Raw genomic sequence first — 19,484 nt, 5'->3', positions numbered from 1 at the left:
TATATTTAGAGAACCATATCCAAGCTTAATTAGCTCTGCAGAATGTTTAATCCGACTCAACTCTTATTCATATTCATTCCTAGTAGATTATTCTTATTACTCTATATCTGTGCTTGATAATCATTATTTCTACAATTAATGACTAGTTGATTGCTATTTATAGATATTAAAAACATTTACAAATCAGTTTATAGTAAATGACTTTAATTAAGCAATTGGAACTAAAGTTATTAAAAAATTGCTGAAATTTACCTAAAAGTATATTATTGCTTTTATATATATGCTTTTATGATTAGATCCAATGGATTATCATTAATAGTTTAAAACAGCATAAAATCAAACAAATTCTATTTTAAGATCAAATCATTAATAGATCAATAAGGAAAGCTTGCAAATCATGGTATTAAAATGTAACGAAATCCATTATTTTTTGAAAGCGTTACAAAAGGAATTCATTCCTTAAACCAAAAGCACTCTATCATATACCACTATCAGCCCCTCTCTCCTACTCTCTAGCGTAAAAGAGTGAAGGGGGAACCGTGGTGAGCAAATATCTTCTTAATAAAAACGGTGAGTACCTCCAAAAGAGGCATTCACCGTTTGAATTTTAATATAATTATCTTAGTAGTCTTCTGCTTTTGTTTCAGGTTCTAAGTCATAGGCTTTTTGAACCATCTGGTGACGTTCGCCCAATGCTTCATCTGTTTTTTTGTTCCACAGATATTCTTGTTGTTCTTTTACTTGAGAAATCATCTTTTCAGGTATTACGTTACGATAAGATTTTGTTTCTCCTAGGATGACTTTAAGTCCACCTTCTATTAATTCTTCTGGGTTGAACTGTTCAAATGGAAAGGCAATGTCTTCGTAATTGAATACACGCTTAGAGGCATCATCTTGCCAGCTTCTCCAAACTTCCATTTCACGGTCGTTGAATCCAGTCAAATACGGCCCTGGGTTAATCGTAGCAACTTCTATATTAAACTCTTGTAGCTCCTGAGAAAGAGTATTCACTAACGCTTCAGTAGCGTATTTAGAAGCAGAATAAGGTCCGGAAAATGGATTAACCATCATTCCTGATATAGAAGAAACAAATACAATTCTTCCTTTATTCTTTTCAATCATCTTACGAGCAAAGCCTTGTGTTAATAAAACTGGACCAATAACATTGACATCAAACTGATTGCGCAGGTTATCTTCAGGGATATCAACCACTGCTCCTCCCTCTTTGATGGCTGCATTGTTAACTAGCACATCAATGTCCCAATTCCAGGCTTTTTCTCTGTCCTTAGGATCGGTTACGTCTAATTTATCAATCTGCATCGTAAGACCTTGTTTTTGGTTTTCATAATTTATTAGATTAAAATCCATTATATGTTCTTGATAAATCAACAAAGTGACTGGTTACCATTAAAATAAATTTCATTGACTTTGATTCCTAAGAAGGTCAATTAGATTACCAAATTAAGCAATGCATGGGCGTGCTGTTTCTAATAAATTAAAAAGAGTTACGAATGCGATCTCTATTTTATGGAAGGTTCAAATGAAATCAACTAATATCATTAGCTTATTGTAATAGGAACCTATTTTAAAATCCTACTTGTTAATTTCAGGTAATTATCTAAAAATTTATCTTGTTTTTTCAAAACACAAATATATTGTTACTTATATTGACTAAAAAAGGTTTGCTCTTACCATAACAAATACCATTTTTCACTATATATACTTCAACTAAATGACTTCCTACGTATAATGCATCTTCTTTTCTAACTCTTTTTCCTTCCTCAATCTCACTATCATAAAAATCTCCTCTTAAAGAATTTTTTTTACGAGCTTGACTTCCTGTATTTGTTACCTGCCAGAATATGTCAAAGCTTCTAATGTTTTCTGTGTAAATCTCAAATTTCAAATTCCAATTTGGATTTACAATATCTCCACTATTAAACTCTCTATATCTGAAGCCATCTCTTCGCTTAAACCCTTTAATAGTGACAACTTGCTCATCCCTCATTACCCAGTTAGGTTTTCTTCTATGAGGTATGTTATAAGAGTTTTGATCTGTACTGTTTATTCTTTTGTTTATTTTTAAACTTTCTTTCATTTTAATACCGTCAAAGAGTCCAAACTCAGAATCCATAATTCCAAAATCTTTTAGGAGCTGAATATGCCATTTCTTATAATTTTCATAGTATTTATTATCATGTTCCCATTTTTCTGTGAAATTTTCTTTGTCATTTGCAGGATTAGTAACAAAATACTTATTATTGTGGACAACTAAATAATCATTTATATTGGTGCATGTATAAATCCACAGATCAAATAAAGAATTATTACCTCTATAGTCTTTGAAGGCTTGCGCTGCCAATGTTGTAATTACGATAGAAGAGGGTTTATATTCTTGATTTGTTTCAAAGGCATACTCAGCATGCCTTTTTAATAATTGAATTACTCTTTGTAATGGATTCCTGACCTTATAGATCGGAATATCTTCAATAGACATTTCTCTAGCTTCTGCATATGTAGCCCTGTATTCATTGTATTTAGATACCTCTTGAAACCACTTATAATATCCTTTCGGATTACTAACTTCCCAGTTAGAACTTACTGTATTAAAAAAAGGATTTTTTTTATCAGTGATATAAACTAAATCTTCGGAGTACAAGTTAGTTTCTGAAATACAGGGAAGTATATCTATATGAAACTTTGAACCTTCACTGTAATTAATCGTCCAGCATCTCTTTCCATCTTTTGGATCATTCTTCATACTTTTAGCTTCTGAATAGCTTATTACCTCTGTACCAAGTTCTTTTTTTAGTTCTTTTTGAGTGATATCTTTCCTACCTAATTTGTTGAGTTTACAAACAATATCTAAATCAAAATTGCCTTCATCAGTTATTGGGTTTATTGCTGTTCCAAGCTTAAATGAGCCCTGAATAAAAATATCAGGTTCATATTTATTTAAAATAGATTGTTCTCTTTGAAGCCAATTGGAAAGTGACTTGTAACTTCTTTCTGCGTTTTCATAATCAGTATCTGAAACATCAATTTCTTTAATAAGTTCATTCAAGTAATTTTTGTACCCATTAATGTCAAATATCAATATTTCCCACCTCTATATTATGAATAAAGCATGTTCACCAATTGCTGTAGAAATGCCATTTAAGTTAAAGCTTTTAGCCTTTATTTCTTCAGCAGTTACTAATACTAAATAGTTATCTTTTTTTATTTTTTCTAAGAGAAGCTGATTATACTCTTCATCAAGTTCAATTTCGTAAATATCGTATACAAGTAATTCATCTATATTAAAATGAGTAGAGAATCTAATTCCTAATTTTTCCTGTTTTATAAACTCTGGACTTAAACCTATCAAAGCATCTGTAGGAAGAACGCCGGTATCAATCAGTTCTTCTCTAAATTCTCTATGAACCGATACTTCTCGATTTTCTCTTGATTCAAACCAATTAAGAAAATGATTTAACTTTTCCCCTTTAATATTAATCCTTAAATCATTATTATCATGAAAGTTTCGGTCATCAATAACGCCTAAAGTATTTTTCAAACTTTTAAAACTTTGATAATATTGATACACCCCTCCTACGGGCTGGTATTGAGAAATCTTAGAGCCACGTATAAGTAAGTATTTTTTTCCTATTTTTATTCTAAAAATATAAGACATACTAAGTCGTATATCTTTCTTTCTTAAGAAAAATGACTTTGTTAAGATTTTTAACTTTCCAAAATTACCTACAATATAGCCTAATACAAATTTCCCTATATCCAATATAATGCTTGATATAAAGTCTATATTAATCACTTCCTTGAGTAGTATTTGTTTTAATTAAAGAGGTAAAATATTTTATCGTCTATGTCCTTGGTCCGAGAAATTTATCGCCATTCAAGTGGATCATGTGATCAGGCATTTCCGCAATCCAAACTTCAGTTTCCCATGCTAGCTCTTCTGAAAACTTTTTAAACGTTTTAAAATCAGGAAATGCGGTTACATAAATTTTTCCAAATGAAGAGTCTTTCGTCATTTCTTCAATTTCTAAAATCCTTTTAGGACTCATTGGTCCAACTGAAGTAACTGATTCAATAAAAAACATCCAGTCATTTTCTTTTTGATAAAGTACTACGTCAGGCAACTTATCATGCAAAGTTATGTCAACGCTCAATTCATAAAACGCAGAGTCTTCTTTGACTAAATCCTTTTTTATTGTGTCACCTACATATAAGCATATACTGTCAGGAGCAAATCTAGGTGCGAATTCTTCAATTATATCTTTTTGTAATTGATTATGAGCTCCTGCTGAAAATGTATACTTCTTATTGTTTATCTTTACAGGCATTTTAGTCATTTTTTTCTTAGATGAATAGATACTTACTAATGTATCATGAGTATCTAGAAACTCATCAATTGCAACAACCCATTTTTCATTATCGTATTGTTGAATTAACTCTAACGCTTCTTCAGTAAGTCTATATCTATAGTTAGGAGAATTGGTTGCTTTTCCGTTATCTTCAATAATCGCGGCATTTCTAAAGTGGTGAATAGCTTGTTTCCTTATAGTTTCTCGACTATTTTCAGCATATTTTATTCCATACTCATCATTAATAAATACGATGATATCGTGTATTCTTATCCACTCAGCTTTCGAATTTCCCCATGACATTTCTTCTTTAAGACCTGCAAGAGCAAGAAAAACATATCCACATAGATCAGATTGCTGCCTTATAGGCATTCCTATTTGATTCAATATATCTTTTGCTTCATCTAATTTAGTCATTCAGTTCCTCCAATATAATGTCACATGTTTTTTCTGACAGATTATTTAATTTCTTTAGTTCTATACCCATTTTTCTGATTTGATTTATAGAGGGAATTGGCATGTTATTTATTTCAGTTGCATTTACTTGAGTAGAACCATTTAGAATTCTGTAGTACGCGTCGTAAATAGACGAATTAAAAATCACAAATAATCCATATACTAGGATATCATCCATATCCTCACCGTTTTTAAAGTCGATGAAATTAATTTTATTTTGCGTACTTATATACTCATATTCTGGGAATTTTGCACGTAAGTATATCCCCGACTGCAGTCTTCTCTTTTCTTCCTTACTTGTAAATCTTTTTACAAACAAATAATTTTTGTTCTTTTGAATTAGGCCAGCTTTTTCTTTAGTAATAAACTGATTATCCTTTTCGATTGGAAAAACAACTTCCCCATTCTTGATATGCGATGAATAAAATAATGGAACTGTATTGCTTTCAGGACTATTCCTTAGTTCATCTCTATTTCGAAAATCTACAGTAATCCCTGTTTTCATCTTTAATCCTAGAAGGGGTAATGTGTGTTCAAAGCTATTAATTTTTTCTACAACTTTTGCTTCCTCTTTTGAAGTTATTAAAAAAACGTATTTTTGCTCACCAACAACTATCTCGTCATACGGAACAGTTAATGTTTTTAAATTATGAAAATCACTATTGTTAGCTGATGATGTTATTACAATATTTTCCTTATGCTTATCTTTTTTATTTAATTTAAGAATCATAGTTTCTTGCAATACTTTTTCCTTTTCAAAAACTTTGTCTCTACTAACAAAAAGATGCATCTGCTCAATGTTACTGTTTTGTATTAAATACTCACGAAATGATTTAAAGTATGTCCCTGATGTCCATGATCTTGGAATAATATATACTAACTGTCCATCCTTAGCTAAATTAAAAATACTCATAGAGGTGAATAGAAAATATAGGTTTGGAGCTCCGTGACATACTTTCTTCATACATACTGCCTCTTCAGCATTCTTATTAATCTTTTTATACGGAGGATTGCCAATTATCATATCGTACTTAGTAGGATTATTATTTTCAAATATGGAATTGTTAAAATCATCGCTTTGGCTGAGTATATAATTTTCTTCATGGATATTTACGACTAAATCAATCCTACTTTTTCTCGTTGCAATTTCTAAATTCTCTTTAAGGATTGGTAAAATTGTAGAATCATTCTCATAACAAGTTAATTCTATTCTTTCGATGTCATTTTTTTGCAATTTTTCAATTAAAGCAACAGACAAAACTCCTGTTCCTGTTCCTGGATCTAATATCTTTTGCACAGATTTATCTGGAATTGTGAACATTTCTGCCATGTACAACGCGGTTTCCTTTGAAGTGAAAAATTGACCGATTTCTTTTTTCTCAACTTTACTTTTTGAATCTAAATAATTATCTGTATTTTTAATCACAGCATCTAATATGGTGTTTTGATTATGATCTGTATTCATTAACGCTTTTGTTTCTTCTATATCTAACATGCTTACCATCCTAACATCGCACTCTATTATCTATCTTAATAGTATCATTTTCGCTTTAACTATTCATCTTAATCTTAATAGTGATACAATAATTTGGTATGTCAACACTTTTTTGAACAAAAATTATAAGGTGTAAATGATGATTGAGTTCACTTTCCTTTTGCCTCTCTAACTGAATGAGAGGCTAGTTTCGACCAGCTGGGGAACAACGGATTTGCAGACTTCCATTTCAGACTGTTCCTGTTCCCAATCTTTTCGATAATCGATAGGAGATTCGTAGTCCAATGATCCATGTGGGCGAAAATGATTCCACCAATGGACGTAGTCCATAAGTTGGACCTGCAGTTCATAGAGTGTATGGAATGTGTTGTCGTAGACAAATTCAAACTTAAATGATTTATACGTGGACTCCGCTACGGCATTGTCGTAAGGATTCCCTTTTCTACTTAACGAGCGCACAATATCAAAGGTATCCAGTAACTCATCAATAGTATGGTTGTCGAATTCTTTTCCCCGGTCAGTATGGAACACGTTGACCGTATGTAAATCACCCTTAACTGTAGCGAGAGCCTGCAGGACTAAGTCAGCTGTCTTAGTGGGACCAGCAGAATACCCGATGATCTCGCGGTTAAACAAGTCTAAAATAAAACAAACATAGAACCACTTATTGGCAACTTTGACATAGGTCAAGTCCGTGACGATAGCTTTCATCGGCTCTTTCGGATTGAACTCACGGTTCAATGCGTTTTCAATCTTCGCTTGATTGACTCCACTCTTTTGTGGTTTGTATGATGGTTTATCATACTTGGACACCAGATGAAACTTTTTCATAATGTGTCCAATTCTCCGACGAGATACGATAAACGCACGCTTCTTCAATCTTTTCTTCAGTTTACGCGTGCCATAATTGTTTTTGCTTTTGGCAAACTCTTCAATAATCGCTTGTTCGAGTTCCGCGTCACTTTCTTTCTTTATTACTTCGTAATAATAAGATCCTCTACTGATCTTAAGGGCACGGCACATCGCTGATATAGAATAGTTATGTTTGTTGCGTTTGATTACTTCGACTTTCGCCCGAATATCAGCGCCGCTTGCTTTAAAATATCATTTTCCATCTTAAGCTGGGTATTTGCTTTCCTTAATTCTTTCAATTCTTTCTGTTCAGGTGTTAAGTTATCTCTTTCTTTGAATGAACCGGTTTGACTATGTTGACGTACCCATTTGTCAAAAGCCGATCCTGTAAGATCATATTCTTCTATGATTCCTTTTCTTGATTTTCCTGCTTTGTGTAAATCAACAATTTGTTTCTTAAATTCTTCTGTATAAGTTCGACGTGGACGACGAGTAGACATGATAGATTCCTCCTGTGTATGTTGTGTTTAGTATACACACCTTATCTTTTCTGTCCAACTGAGTGTAACCTATCCATTTTCTCCCTAGTGTAAATATACAATCACTCCTTTATAAATACAATGTTTTGTGGTTTTGCTTATCGTTAAGTTGTCTTATCAAACTTATTATAGGCGAGCCATTCTCCGCCGCCACCTTAAGACCAACTTAACCGTAACACATGGTTCCCTTTCATACCAACTTGGTCACCTCTCTTTTAATTATTCTATCTAGACACTCCTCTTCACTCTTTTGTAAGTAATCAAACACAAAAAGACGACCTCCGATTAAGAAGGTCGTCTCGAGATATTTTCTTAGTAAAGTTCAATGACTTTATCAAACAAGTCTTTTTCTTTTTCTATTTGTGTTTTGTTCCCAATGACGACAACTGTACTATCTTCCAGTACTTTGCTGTACTCAGTTGCTAGTGAAGCCAAGTCTTCTGAAGTTGTAGCTAAAATTTCTTGTTTTAGTTTCTGAATTTCTGCTTGCTTAATGCCTCGATTGAATCGTTCGAAAGCAATGAGTCCTTTACTGAATGCCGAGTTTGGTTGTTCTAAGGGACTCATGGTTCCTATAATATATTTAACCAATTCTGTCTCAGATAACGAGAGTTTATCTACAAAATTTGATAATTTCTTGTAGATCTCCAAGGTTTTACCAATATTTGGATCTCGATATGACCCAAGCGCAAAGCTTCCGTTTCTACGGTGATTGTACAGTGAACCATACGCCCCACCTTTTACGCGAATCTCATTCCATAAATAATCAAAACGGAAGACGGTACCTAATACACTAGTCGTGCCGTTAAATGGCAATTTGTCTGAAGCGTCAGCTGCAGTACCCACATAGTTTACATCCTGTGCCGTAACATAAGCTTCTTTAACAAGTTCTCCAGGAACGAATTGAACGGCATCCCCTATTTTAGAATCTTCTACCTCAGCAAAAGATGACTCTAATTGAGCTTTAATGGGCTCTACACGTTCGCTTTCACCGACGTACAAGACCGTGACTCTTTGTTTATTAAGCATTGTATTTAGTAATGATTTCAACTGTTCCGTTAATTCTTCAGTCTCTTCTGATTTCAATTGATCACGAATGGTTTTCAAGTGTCCAAACTGATCGATGCCACCAGCTAGCTCGTTTAATTTAGAAGCAGGTTTAACTTGGCTCAAAGCTCTATTAGCAGCCAATACATGGGCTCTATAGTTAACAGCATTTTCAAAGTTAGAAATCGAGCTTTGAGTGATTTTCAGCATCTCCGAGCTATCAGTGAATTGAGTGTGCGCAATAATCTCATGCATCAGTTCAATCACTTTTTCCGAAAAGTCTTCTAAACCTTTCCCTCTTATAACAAAGTGAGGTTTTACTTCACCATTTTTGTTCTCAAATATATCGATTGTTGCGTAAATACCACCAGTGTGTAAATCGCTTTGACGTTGAAGGGTCGCTACGTCTAAATGGTCTGTCCCTAGTCTACTGAGTAGTTTACTTAAATATCCTAGTAATGGATACGCTTCTTGTTTGAAGTCGCTGATATCAAAATACAGGCTAATATAATCGATTCCTGAAGTGAACTGCTCAGCATGATAGAACTTAGACTGTTCGAAAATAGTCGAAGATACTAATGGATAGTCTTCTACTTCAGTACTTAAATCTTCTCTTGTTAAAGTAGGGATTTTAGCTAGATCTTCCGGACGATCTGGCGTTTCTTGGCGTTCGATTAAGGCGTTCGTTTTCGTAACGATTGCCTTGATTTCATCCTCAGAAAGTTGAGCTTTGTACTCTTGTAATTTTTCTAGAGTTTCGGCTTCCAGCTTATCATTTTTACCCGGTTCAGCTTTTAAGGCCACTTCTACTCGGAACGTGTTTTCTAATAGTTTATCGGAAATAAGTTTTTCAAAATATCCTTCAGTAGCAAGTTCTTTTAACTGATCCAAGTAAGTTGAAAACTCAAGATTTACAAATGGATTTTCTTCATATAGCCATGTACTCAAAGAACGTATAGCATAAATGACACCACGCGGATTATCTTCTGATATAGCGGCTTCTTTTGTTTGGAAGGTAATTTTGTTCAATGCTCCATCAATAAGTTCTTGATCAATGCCATCTTTGACAAGGATTGATAACGTTTCTTCTACAACTTCTTTTAATTGATCCATTTTAGCTGTATCAGAATATTTAGCTAGAATCGTAAAGGCTGTTGGAAAACCAATATCATCCACGTCTCCGTCAATATCTCCACCGATTTCTGCATCCAGTAATGCTTTTTTAAGCGGGGACTGATTATTTCCGAATAAAATCTCTTGTAAAACTTCTAGTCCATACTTATCTAAAGGATGATCTTGAGAAGCCACGTGCCATCCTAGAGCCAAGAAGTCTTTTCCTTCAGGCGTATCCCCTTCAGTAATCGAATACGTTCCTTCGTAAGATTTTTGAGTGGGTTCAGTTGCATCCATCGTTAAATCAACAATATCTTTGCGGCCCATTCCTGAGAAATAAGATTCAAGGGCTGAAAAAGCTTCATCTATATCTAAATCACCATATAAAATCGTTAACGAATTACTTGGGTGATAATAGTTTTGATGGAATTCAACAAATTCTTTTTGAGTTAAACTAGGGATCGCTTGTGGTTCTCCGCCTGACTCATAACTGTAGATACTTTCTGGGTACAGATGACTGATCAAGTTCTGATATACTTGTCTCTCAGGAGAAGCGGTTGCCCCTTTCATCTCATTATAAACGACGCCTTTATAAATCAAATCGTCTTCTGCGTTCTCTAAATGATAATGCCAGCCTTCTTGTTCTAGTATTTGTTCATCCGTATATAAATTAGGCTGGAATACTGCGTCAAGATAAACACCCATAAGATGTTTGAAGTCTTTTTGATTTGTAGAAGCGACAGGATAAATCGTTTTATCCGAAAACGTCATTGCATTCACGAATGTATTCAGAGATCCTTTAATCAACTCTACAAAGGGTTCTTTAGAAGGATACTTCTTCGACCCATTCAAAACAGAATGCTCTAGAATATGGGCAATCCCGTTATCATTATAAGGCGGTGTCTTGAATCCGATGGTAAAAGATTTATTTGAATCATCATTCTTCAGATAAAGGACCTTTGCGCCTGTTTCTTCATGTTCGTAAAGTGTTCCGACTGATTGAATATCGGCTAGTTCTTTGGTTTCCAATGACTTAAAGCTCATATAATCTAATTCTCCTCTTCCTACATAGTATTTCTAATTCAATTCTAACACTATTTATGAAAAACCAGAATCATTATTTACGATTTAGTTTTTCTGTTACAAAACACTTTGAGATATCGCTTGATTTCGAACGTGTGTTTGCTATAATGGATTTGTAAGAAGTTCTGACGGTGGCTTTTATTTAGGAGGTGGCACTATGCGGTGCTATAGTCCATTTTTCAGAAAGAAGAAGCCTGATTGAGTGTTACCGAAGCCTTGCAACTGATGATGGGATTTGGCATGTTCGTCATTGCTATGATTTCTCTTGTCATCAATATCAATAAAAAAGATAAATGAAGACACAAAAAAACCGTCCTGACTTTGGAGAGTTAAAGGACGGTTTGATCGCTCAATTCATATGGTCACCGTCAGTAAACGGCTTATGGAAAGAGTCTTGTTCAGGCAAGGCTCTTTTTCAATTCTAGTATATCATATTACATAACACTGTCAATTTTTAAGAGAAGTCTCCTATAGTGATTTTTACTCAAAAATCAACGAGTTCGGTTGCTTTAGAAAACAAGTCCTGCTTGAAATTTAAATGATTTGTTTCAGCGATCTCTTTAGCTACCCGTTCCATTACTTTATTTAAAGAATCTAAAGTACTAGTGATCTGATCGTAGGTGGTTTGAGACAGTTTCAGGAGGTACACTTGCTTGTCTGGAGTTAATAGGCTTCTCTCCCCTTCGTATTTACTCCAGTCATCAGGACTATTGGCCGGAATACCTAAATGAATATGATAAAGCGAGACCAGGCAATGCTGCATCGATAAAAAACTTTGCTGAACATAATGATATTCCTTACGCTGGTATCTTCTATATAACTCATGAAAATGTGCTAAGTACTTATATACGATTGCTTCGAACTCTTCTTGAGTGGGTAAGTATGTTAACTTTTCAGAATCATTTTTCAACTTTTCCAAGATTCCTTTAGTATCCTTTAAGATTTTAATTTCTTTTAACCATATATCTGCATCTAATTGACTTTGGTAGTAGACAAAAAGATCTAATTTTACAAAACAGTCAAAATGGATAACCGCAAAAGACGGAAACCAAGATTCTATAAACAGAACATCTTTTCGATCTTCTATCAGTTCTGTCAGTTTATCCTGTTTTGAAGCACCCTCTTCTATTACGATTCTCAAGTCGATATCTGAAAACGCATCTTCCGTACCCTTTGCTAAGGACCCACCTAAGTATATACCGATAATATCCCTATCCTCTTTTAGCCTACTAACGATAGCCTTTTTTATTCTTGTCCGCTCATATCTCAACGTAAAAACCTCCTTTTATTCTAGGTTACTTGATTACGGAGATAGTTTCCACTAAAGATATAGAGTATCCTTTTACCATCTTAAAATAACAAATACACAAATACGATATCAAAACGATATTGTATTTGTGTATTGATTCACTGTACTTTTGTTAATCTTTTTCGGTGCTTATCTCTATCCTTCGACATTCATGCTAGAATTGATTAATTCTAGGAGTATAGATGAATCAATTTGGTTAATGATGAGTTCCCGCTCATCAAGCAACCTGACTAATCGAATATTTACGATTCCCCATGTACTGAGTTCATTTAAAGTGAAATTGTTTTTTCTCAATACTGTCTCTAAAGGACAATCAATCTTTCCATCTGCATTATGGAAAACATCGTCACTGTCTACAGTTAAAGTAATCAACACAGTTTTACCTTCAATAATAAATTTGTATTCTTTTTCCTGAATTTGCGATAGTTGTTTGTTCTCTTTCATGATTCTCTCCTTATATCGAAGTTTGTTTCATTACACTTTATACCAACTGTCTTTTACTACCGTCTCTATATAAGGTATCTTAACAACAATTTGTCACTTTCTTAATAATTGTTATTATTTTACCCGGAAAACTAGGAGGTTTTATAATGAGTGATAGGTATTATCATTTAGGGAAGGTATTAAAAGCTATTAGAGAGAATAAAGGATACACGCAACAAGAAGTTTCTGACAGTACGATGTCTAGATCAAACTATACTAAGTTAGAAAAAGATGAAATCAATCCAAACGTCGTTAAATTTTTAGCGATTCTTGACTACATGGACATGCATCATGACGAGTACTCATTTATTTTAAACGATTATAGTTTAAACGATAAAGATACCGTCTTACATCTGTTTAAGGAAATGGAACAGTTTCCAGATATTTCTTATGTTAAAGATTTGATAAATGCTGCTAATAAATTACTTGAAAAACGATATGATCATATGACCGAAGACGTATTGAATATTGCTCATGCCTATTATTGTTTAATTGAGAAGAACAGTTTAGCTGAGGCTCAACAATATGCAAAAAATATTTGGGATCGATTAAAAAAATTGGATAAGTTTTATCTCTCGGAATTCCATCTCTTAAATGGTATTTTATATTACTTTGAACTAGAAACAGCGGTATCATTGACAGATAAAGCTTTAGAGGAGTTAGAAAAGTATTACTCTTTAAAGAAGCTGAAGAATTAAGGCTGTCCTTTCTATCTCATATCTCTTGCCTCCTTATTACACATGAACAGTACGAGTTAGCTTTAAAGTATACTGATCAGCTTATAACGAAATCAAAGAGTGATAACAAGGTTCTATCATTCGGTGCTGCTCTTGTTCGTAAAGGGATGTGTTTAGAGGGTTTAAATAAAGAAAAAGAAAGTCAGGAAAGTTACGATTTATCTATCGAGCTGTTTAACGTTATGGGACGTGAGGATTTGAGTAAACAAACACGAGAAGATCCTAAACTTGTTTACAATCCCTATGGTTTTGTTGATGAAGAGATAAGGGCTTTCTAGCTGTATAGACTGATAACTTTAAAAGACATCAAAAAAACCAGTAATTCGACTGGTCTTTTTGATGTCTTTTGAGATTTTTTATCAAGTTCAGAGTAGATATTGACTCTGAAAGTCTCTGTCCACTCGGATAAAATCTTTATCTGCTAAACTCGTACCATAGACTTTTAAACCAGGAGCGTATTTTTCTTCTCTAACGGTTATCCTTCGTGACTTCCCTGAAGTATACGTTATCCCAATACAAGCAATGGTTTCTTCAAAGTTGAGCACAGCAATTTCACTTTGAGGTAAATGACTATGCACACCACAAATGAGCGCTGTAAGGTGTTGTATGCCTTTTTCGTGGTACTGTTTCAACTGCTGGATTTCCAATTTGGTAAATGAAAAATCCCAGCGTTTCACCTTTTTTCCATTATGATCTGGTTTTGATCGGTATTTCATCAAAACAATCTGCTCAGCTTCAGAACCTTGAGAAGTCAATCGATAAAAAATCCCATCTTCTGTTGTTTGGATCAATACAGGAATCGTTCCTGATTTTGTTAATTTAGATAGAAAAGCACCATAATAAAAATCTTCTTTATTCACATTACCCAATTCGTTCACTCACTTATCTTATATGTTTATAAAGGTGCTAGCACGCTTGGATGCTAAATGACAGAAAAAGACTCCGCCAGATCGATTTTAAGAATCAATCTGGCGGAGTCTTATTTAATCGCTTTGAATCAATTTTCGTATGCAACAGTTTGAATATTAAGCGTTGTAGCTCCTTGAGTCAATTTCGAAACAGGACAACGTTTTTCTGCAGATTCAACCAGTTTAGACGCATCAGCTAGCGATATATTCTCAACAGATGCAAATATAGCTACATCAAAGAAAAATCCAATACCGTCAGCTTCGCGTTTCAGTTGTACTGTGCAGGTAACCTGGCTCTTGTTATCGACCCCTCTTGCCTTTAGTAGAGATTGTATTGTCGCATTCAGACAAGTGGTAATCGCTAGGCCGAATAACTCTTCTGGATTCGTACCCGGGGCATCGCTCAATGGACTGGAAGTAATCACCCGCAGTCCTTTCGGATCATCTACATATGCAACGCCGTCTACGCCATCTTTATTAACAATGGACGTTTCAAATAATGCTTTATCCATAATGACTCCTTACCCTTTTTTAGGTGTCAGGTCAAGTCCGTCCATTTTTTCTAGTTCTGGCAGTAATGCACGTAAGATACGTCCGCCAAATACAAAGACGTCCATCACTGGATTGACATCTTCACCTGTAATCCCTAAATAACGCATGAAAAGTTCTCCATCGCCAGAAACTAAGAAGCGGAAATAACCAGACTTCATTGCATTTAATTCGTTCAGTTGAGTTAAGATATCTGGTAGTTTGTTGCGATCCGTTACATATCCTATTTTGTTGTAAGTGATTTGATAGTTTACACGCTCAAGTGGTGCATCATGAATAATGACAGCACATCCAACAGGTTTATCCTTAGTAACACGAAGTGCCGATTGGAATAAAAGCTGTTGTTGTTCAGTTGTTTCGCCTTCTTTATTGCGAATCGGTGCTGGAATTTCTTTAACTTTGAATTGAATTTGCTTTTCTTCTGCTAGTGCTTTGAAATTGTCCGTAATTGTGCTCATCAAAATCCTCCAATAAGTTCATTTCATACTATCATTAAATTCTCACTTTTATTATAACGTAGTTTAAGCTTTATGAACAGGGTTGTTCCAGAATTCATCCATTAATCCAAATAAAGATTTTTTTTAACTCCTCGTTATACGAAAATTTACATACACTCCTTACTGATTGTTGTGATCTATCAAAAATGAAAGAACAGTCTTTTTAAACAGTTTTTCATTATTGAAGTTTGGAAGATGCGTTGCAAAAGGAATCAGAACACGCTTAGAAGATTGTACAACTTTTTCCATATATCTACCGATTTCTAAAAAATCGACCACATCATGATCACCGTTTATCATTAATAATGGAAGCTCCAGTTTGTTTAATAGTAGCAAGCTATTTTCAACTTGTTCAATTTCCTCAACATGGTCAGTCTCTTTTGAGAAGAGATTGCCTAACATGTCATATAAAAGGTTTTTGTTTGCGTCACTTAAGAATTGTTTATCAAGATTTCTCTCTATCCAAAATTGATAGTTCAATTCGATTGAATCTAGTACCGTTTCAGCGGTCTCTTCCTTTCGTTCATAATCATCTAACTCTAGCGAATTCTGCCATCCACTAACGGCCGGAGAAATTAAAATTAATTTTGAAACCTTGTCTGGGTATAGCAAAGTATAATCAATGGCAATCTTCCCACCAAAAGAAGCGGCCATTAAAATGACTTCTGTTAGCTGATAGTGATGCATGACGGAGTTTATCGTTTCCGTAAAATCAATACAATTTCCTAATATCTCACTTTTACCAAAACCTGGTAAATCGATATTGATTACTTGAAAGTGTCTGGAAAGATAGTCCACTTCTTTAGTCCACATGCGCTTATCCGCTATCCCTGCGTGAAGGAGTAATAAGGTTTCACCGGATCCACTAGTTTCTATAGAGAGAGTAGCTTGTTTAGTATGTATTGTTTCGTGCATAAAGTCAGCTCCTTAAAAATCGTAAACTAAAAAAGCCTATTAACTCCTAGTGGAGAAAATAGGCTTTTAACTATCTCTTGGTGATTAACGACGAGAACGTTCTTGGATACGTGCAGCTTTACCACGTAAGTTACGTAGGTAGTACAATTTAGCACGACGTACGCGTCCTTGACGAGTCACTTCGATTTCTGCAACACGAGGTGAATGTAATGGGAAAGTACGCTCAACGCCTACTCCGTTCGATACTTTACGAACAGTGTACATTTCGCTGATACCTTGACCACGACGACCAATCACAACGCCTTCAAAAATCTGGATACGCTCACGAGTACCCTCTACGATACGTGCGTGAACACGAACAGTATCTCCAGGACGGAAGTCAGGAAGATCGCTACGTAGTTGTTCTTTAGTGATATCTTGAATTAATGGATTCATTTTAACTACTCCTTTCGCGCAATACTCTTAGGAGCTAGTCCCAGCGGAATATTGTCAGATACAAGTGGTTCCCCACTCAGCTATTAACTTTATCACACTATCGAAACAGTGTAAAGGTTTTTTACTTGATTTCTTAAATTTATTCTACTTCTTCTTGAGATGTCGCTTCTTTATTCCACTCTTCAATCCATTGTTTTTCTTGATCAGTCAACGTTCTCTTTTCCAGCATATCAGGTCTTCTTTGATAAGTGCGCTTTAAAGATTCCTTGTGGCGCCATTCTTCAATCAGTTTATGATTTCCGTTCATCAATACCTGAGGGACACCCATTCCTTTATATTCCGCAGGACGGGTATAATGCGGGTGTTCAAGTAAGCCACTGGAATGAGAATCTGTTTCAGCTGATACTTCGTTGCCTAATACACCAGGAATTAATCTAACGGCAGCATCCATCATGACCATAGAAGCCAATTCCCCGCCTGTTAAGACATAATCGCCTAACGAGACTTCATCAGTCACTAGACTTCTAATTCGCTCGTCATACCCTTCATAATGACCACAGATGAATACGAGATGCTCTTCTTTTGAAAATTCTTCTGCCATTGACTGATCAAAAGGCTTTCCAGCTGGATCCATCAAAATAATTCGTTTGGTTGTTGAGGGATCTCGTTTTTCGATTTCTTCAATCGATTGAAAGATAGGTTCTGGTTTCAACAGCATGCCTGCTCCGCCACCATAAGGGGTATCATCTACATGTTGATGTTTACCGTCACCGAATCGACGAAAATTTACTTTGTGCACTTCCAAAAGATTCTTATCAATGGCCCGCTTCATGATAGAGTGATTTAAAGGCCCATCAAACATTTCTGGAAACAAGGTAACAACATCTATTTTCATTCGTCCAACCCTTCCATTACATGAACCGTTACACGCTGATTTTCAATATCGACATCAAGGATGACCGGTTCAATGTATGGCAGTAATAAATCTTTCTTGTTCTGTCTTTGAACGACCCAGACGTCGTTAGCTCCGGTAGCTAGAATATCTTTTATCTTACCAAGAGTATCTCCAGATTCATCCACGACTGTACAGCCGATAATTTCATGCAAGTAAAATTCGTTATCTTCAAGCTCTAAAAGTTGGTCATCTCCGACTCTAAGAACCCCACCAATAAAACGCTCGACTTCATTGATTGAAGGATAATCTTCAAATGCAACAAGGTCAAAGTTTTTGTGTACGCGATGAGAACGAACAGTCAATTCAACCTGTTCTCCGTCTTTGAACCAGATCAGTGGCGCGCCAACGTAATATCGATCTGCTGGATTACTTGTGACAGAAAGGACACGCACCTCTCCTTTCAAACCATGTGTGTTGACCACTTTACCTACATCATAAAATTCCATTATCCTTCTCCTATACAGTCATTTATTATATAATACAACAAAATGGAGATGTTCTCCTCAGAGGCATCCCCATTCACTATGAACCTTCAAATAATCTTACATGGATTGTTGAAACTAAAGTCTTTAAATACTCAGCACACAATAATAGATTGTCTTATTAATCTACAATCGTTAAACGCACACGTTTTGGTCCGTCAAATTGGATACTGTAGACAATAGCACGAATTGCCTTAGCAATGCGCCCTTTCTTTCCAATCACACGACCGACATCATCAGGATGAACCGATAATAAGTACTCATGAAATTCATCGGTATCTTGCAAGTCAAGTTTGACTTCATCAGGATGACTAACTAACGGATTGACAATCGTAAAAATCAAATCTCTCATTTTTTGATCAGTCATAGTACCATCCTCTTTTATGTAGGATCACTTACCTGAGTAAAATTACTCAGGTAAGATCAAGTCGTTACTTATTTACTTCTTTTCTCGTCGTGGAATTTTTTGATAATTCCTTCTTTAGAAAGAAGATTTTTAACTGTATCAGATGGTTTAGCACCATCACGTAACCATTTTAAAACGAGTTCTTCGTCCACTTTAACTTCAGCCGGTGTTGAAACTGGGTTGTAAGTACCAACTGCTTCAATAATACGACCATCACGTGGAGCGCGAGAATCCGCAACAACTAAACGGTAAAAAGGTTTTCTTTTAGAACCCATACGTTTCATACGAATTTTTACTGCCATGTTTAACTTGCACCTCCTGTAGAATCCAGCATCATTACCCAGCTTAAACTCGGTATTGTGCCTTCTCTCAATCTCACGAGTCCTATCATATCATGGTTACAAAAGCTTGTAAAGTGTTTTTTCTTTACAGATTGATTTTATCTTACTAAATATTAAAAAAGAGGCGTTTATCCCATGAGTATTGAAGACCAAGACTATATTATGAGGCAAGTTCAGCTACTTGCAAAAGGTATCGGAAAATTTCTAGATATTTTTTCTATTAAGCAAATCTTGATGTTAGAGCATGGAATTGAGGATCAAATAACCGATAGAGAAATTGAAACGATTGTCTATATGACTAGATTAGAAGAAATACAAACATCCAAAAATTTAACAACAGAAGAATTGAGTCATGAGACAGGGGTTGACCCTACTACTTTAGCAAAATTATATTCAAATGAAAGATCAGCTAGTGAGGAAGAACTAGAAAAATTGATCGAGTATGTAGAAAATGAACAAATTTGGATTTCTTAAACAAATCTATTTTTTAAATTTCTCTATTGTTTTCAAGATAAAAG

21 protein-coding genes are annotated in these 19,484 nt (G+C 34.9%); 3 read left to right on the top strand and 18 right to left on the bottom strand.

Annotated elements, in window-relative coordinates:
• Nucleotides 1-621: 621 nt before the first annotated feature.
• From LG377_RS07365 to LG377_RS07335, 7 genes are all read right to left on the bottom strand, one after another.
• The gene (locus LG377_RS07365) at nucleotides 622-1,368 is read right to left on the bottom strand and encodes an SDR family oxidoreductase (RefSeq protein WP_225744032.1); all 747 of its coding nucleotides are present in this window, start codon (nucleotides 1,366-1,368) and stop codon (nucleotides 622-624) included.
• A gap of 271 nt (nucleotides 1,369-1,639) precedes the next feature.
• Nucleotides 1,640-3,097, bottom strand: coding sequence for a nucleotidyltransferase (locus LG377_RS07360; protein ID WP_225744031.1), 1,458 nt, complete (start codon nucleotides 3,095-3,097; stop codon nucleotides 1,640-1,642).
• 12 nt (nucleotides 3,098-3,109) lie between these two features.
• A complete protein-coding gene (locus LG377_RS07355) occupies nucleotides 3,110-3,778 on the bottom strand; it encodes a hypothetical protein (protein WP_225744030.1) in 669 nt (222 codons plus the stop codon).
• A gap of 82 nt (nucleotides 3,779-3,860) precedes the next feature.
• Entirely contained in the window at nucleotides 3,861-4,781 is a 921-nt protein-coding gene (locus tag LG377_RS07350) for a BsuBI/PstI family type II restriction endonuclease (RefSeq protein ID WP_225744029.1), read from the bottom strand.
• Nucleotides 4,774-6,315, bottom strand: a complete 1,542-nt coding sequence (locus LG377_RS07345; RefSeq protein WP_225744028.1) for an Eco57I restriction-modification methylase domain-containing protein — start codon at nucleotides 6,313-6,315, stop codon at nucleotides 4,774-4,776. Before LG377_RS07345 ends, LG377_RS07350 begins: the two co-directional genes overlap by 8 nt.
• Nucleotides 6,316-6,483: 168 nt before the next feature.
• Nucleotides 6,484-7,667, bottom strand: a protein-coding gene (locus LG377_RS07340) for an IS3 family transposase (protein ID WP_225744027.1) whose coding sequence is annotated in 2 segments (ribosomal slippage) — nucleotides 6,484-7,382 and nucleotides 7,382-7,667 — 1,185 coding nt in all. Because the reading frame shifts where the segments join, the coding sequence is not laid out codon by codon here.
• Nucleotides 7,668-8,018: 351 nt separating this feature from the next.
• Nucleotides 8,019-10,910 carry an insulinase family protein gene (locus LG377_RS07335; RefSeq protein WP_225744026.1) on the bottom strand — a complete coding sequence of 964 codons (2,892 nt, stop codon included), beginning with the start codon at nucleotides 10,908-10,910 and terminating at the stop codon, nucleotides 8,019-8,021.
• A 237-nt stretch (nucleotides 10,911-11,147) separates the two neighbouring features.
• On the opposite strand from LG377_RS07335, the gene LG377_RS07330 reads away from it, so the two are divergent.
• The gene (locus tag LG377_RS07330) at nucleotides 11,148-11,246 is read left to right on the top strand and encodes a putative holin-like toxin (RefSeq protein WP_225744025.1); all 99 of its coding nucleotides are present in this window, start codon (nucleotides 11,148-11,150) and stop codon (nucleotides 11,244-11,246) included.
• A gap of 187 nt (nucleotides 11,247-11,433) precedes the next feature.
• On the opposite strand, the gene LG377_RS07325 is transcribed toward LG377_RS07330, so the two are convergent.
• Nucleotides 11,434-12,219: an aminoglycoside 6-adenylyltransferase gene (locus LG377_RS07325; protein ID WP_225744024.1), complete on the bottom strand. Its 786-nt coding sequence runs from the start codon at nucleotides 12,217-12,219 to the stop codon at nucleotides 11,434-11,436.
• A gap of 174 nt (nucleotides 12,220-12,393) precedes the next feature.
• On the bottom strand, nucleotides 12,394-12,702 hold the full coding sequence (locus LG377_RS07320; protein WP_225744023.1) for a hypothetical protein: 309 nt from the start codon (nucleotides 12,700-12,702) through the stop codon (nucleotides 12,394-12,396).
• A 146-nt stretch (nucleotides 12,703-12,848) separates the two neighbouring features.
• On the opposite strand from LG377_RS07320, the gene LG377_RS07315 reads away from it, so the two are divergent.
• Nucleotides 12,849-13,439, top strand: coding sequence for a helix-turn-helix domain-containing protein (locus LG377_RS07315; protein ID WP_225744022.1), 591 nt, complete (start codon nucleotides 12,849-12,851; stop codon nucleotides 13,437-13,439).
• A gap of 404 nt (nucleotides 13,440-13,843) precedes the next feature.
• Here LG377_RS07315 and LG377_RS07310 read toward each other — a convergent pair whose 3' ends face one another.
• The 9 genes from LG377_RS07310 to rpsP form a co-directional block, all read right to left on the bottom strand.
• Nucleotides 13,844-14,356: a hypothetical protein gene (locus LG377_RS07310; RefSeq protein ID WP_225744021.1), complete on the bottom strand. Its 513-nt coding sequence runs from the start codon at nucleotides 14,354-14,356 to the stop codon at nucleotides 13,844-13,846.
• Between the two features lie 119 nt (nucleotides 14,357-14,475).
• Entirely contained in the window at nucleotides 14,476-14,898 is a 423-nt protein-coding gene (locus tag LG377_RS07305) for an OsmC family protein (RefSeq protein ID WP_225744020.1), read from the bottom strand.
• Nucleotides 14,899-14,907: 9 nt separating this feature from the next.
• Nucleotides 14,908-15,393 (bottom strand): hypothetical protein, encoded by a 486-nt coding sequence (locus LG377_RS07300; protein ID WP_225744019.1) that lies wholly within the window; start codon nucleotides 15,391-15,393, stop codon nucleotides 14,908-14,910.
• A gap of 159 nt (nucleotides 15,394-15,552) precedes the next feature.
• Entirely contained in the window at nucleotides 15,553-16,347 is a 795-nt protein-coding gene (locus LG377_RS07295) for an alpha/beta fold hydrolase (protein ID WP_225744018.1), read from the bottom strand.
• Nucleotides 16,348-16,431: 84 nt separating this feature from the next.
• Nucleotides 16,432-16,782, bottom strand: a complete 351-nt coding sequence (gene rplS / locus LG377_RS07290; RefSeq protein ID WP_225744017.1) for a 50S ribosomal protein L19 — start codon at nucleotides 16,780-16,782, stop codon at nucleotides 16,432-16,434.
• Nucleotides 16,783-16,921: 139 nt separating this feature from the next.
• Nucleotides 16,922-17,677, bottom strand: coding sequence for a tRNA (guanosine(37)-N1)-methyltransferase TrmD (gene trmD / locus LG377_RS07285; RefSeq protein WP_225744016.1), 756 nt, complete (start codon nucleotides 17,675-17,677; stop codon nucleotides 16,922-16,924).
• Nucleotides 17,674-18,186 (bottom strand): ribosome maturation factor RimM, encoded by a 513-nt coding sequence (rimM, locus tag LG377_RS07280; RefSeq protein ID WP_225744646.1) that lies wholly within the window; start codon nucleotides 18,184-18,186, stop codon nucleotides 17,674-17,676. The genes trmD and rimM overlap by 4 nt, the downstream gene beginning before the upstream one ends.
• Nucleotides 18,187-18,340: 154 nt before the next feature.
• Nucleotides 18,341-18,586, bottom strand: a complete 246-nt coding sequence (locus LG377_RS07275; protein ID WP_225744015.1) for a KH domain-containing protein — start codon at nucleotides 18,584-18,586, stop codon at nucleotides 18,341-18,343.
• A gap of 68 nt (nucleotides 18,587-18,654) precedes the next feature.
• Nucleotides 18,655-18,927, bottom strand: coding sequence for a 30S ribosomal protein S16 (gene rpsP / locus LG377_RS07270; protein WP_225744014.1), 273 nt, complete (start codon nucleotides 18,925-18,927; stop codon nucleotides 18,655-18,657).
• Nucleotides 18,928-19,101: 174 nt separating this feature from the next.
• Here rpsP and LG377_RS07265 point away from each other — a divergent pair, with 174 nt between their 5' ends.
• Nucleotides 19,102-19,440 (top strand): helix-turn-helix transcriptional regulator, encoded by a 339-nt coding sequence (locus LG377_RS07265; protein ID WP_225744013.1) that lies wholly within the window; start codon nucleotides 19,102-19,104, stop codon nucleotides 19,438-19,440.
• Nucleotides 19,441-19,484 lie beyond the last annotated feature (44 nt).

Origin of the sequence: Marinilactibacillus sp. Marseille-P9653 (genome assembly GCF_916618885.1) — a bacterium.
GTDB lineage: Bacteria > Bacillota > Bacilli > Lactobacillales > Carnobacteriaceae_A > Marinilactibacillus.
Note: the sequence above shows the minus strand (reverse complement) of the source record. Positions and strands in the feature narration are given on the sequence as shown.

Bases quoted from the DNA above. Each gene is read 5' to 3' on its own strand.
- LG377_RS07350 (WP_225744029.1), bottom strand. From the start codon at position 4,781: ATGACTAAATTAGATGAAGCAAAAGATATATTGAATCAAATAGGAATG.
- rpsP (WP_225744014.1), bottom strand. From the start codon at position 18,927: ATGGCAGTAAAAATTCGTATGAAACGTATGGGTTCTAAAAGAAAACCT.
- LG377_RS07305 (WP_225744020.1), bottom strand. From the start codon at position 14,898: ATGGATAAAGCATTATTTGAAACGTCCATTGTTAATAAAGATGGCGTA.
- LG377_RS07300 (WP_225744019.1), bottom strand. From the start codon at position 15,393: ATGAGCACAATTACGGACAATTTCAAAGCACTAGCAGAAGAAAAGCAA.
- trmD (WP_225744016.1), bottom strand. From the start codon at position 17,677: ATGAAAATAGATGTTGTTACCTTGTTTCCAGAAATGTTTGATGGGCCT.
- LG377_RS07335 (WP_225744026.1), bottom strand. From the start codon at position 10,910: ATGAGCTTTAAGTCATTGGAAACCAAAGAACTAGCCGATATTCAATCA.
- LG377_RS07315 (WP_225744022.1), top strand. From the start codon at position 12,849: ATGAGTGATAGGTATTATCATTTAGGGAAGGTATTAAAAGCTATTAGA.
- LG377_RS07345 (WP_225744028.1), bottom strand. From the start codon at position 6,315: ATGTTAGATATAGAAGAAACAAAAGCGTTAATGAATACAGATCATAAT.
- LG377_RS07265 (WP_225744013.1), top strand. From the start codon at position 19,102: ATGAGTATTGAAGACCAAGACTATATTATGAGGCAAGTTCAGCTACTT.
- LG377_RS07295 (WP_225744018.1), bottom strand. From the start codon at position 16,347: ATGCACGAAACAATACATACTAAACAAGCTACTCTCTCTATAGAAACT.
- LG377_RS07365 (WP_225744032.1), bottom strand. From the start codon at position 1,368: ATGGATTTTAATCTAATAAATTATGAAAACCAAAAACAAGGTCTTACG.
- LG377_RS07275 (WP_225744015.1), bottom strand. From the start codon at position 18,586: ATGACTGATCAAAAAATGAGAGATTTGATTTTTACGATTGTCAATCCG.
- LG377_RS07320 (WP_225744023.1), bottom strand. From the start codon at position 12,702: ATGAAAGAGAACAAACAACTATCGCAAATTCAGGAAAAAGAATACAAA.
- rplS (WP_225744017.1), bottom strand. From the start codon at position 16,782: ATGAATCCATTAATTCAAGATATCACTAAAGAACAACTACGTAGCGAT.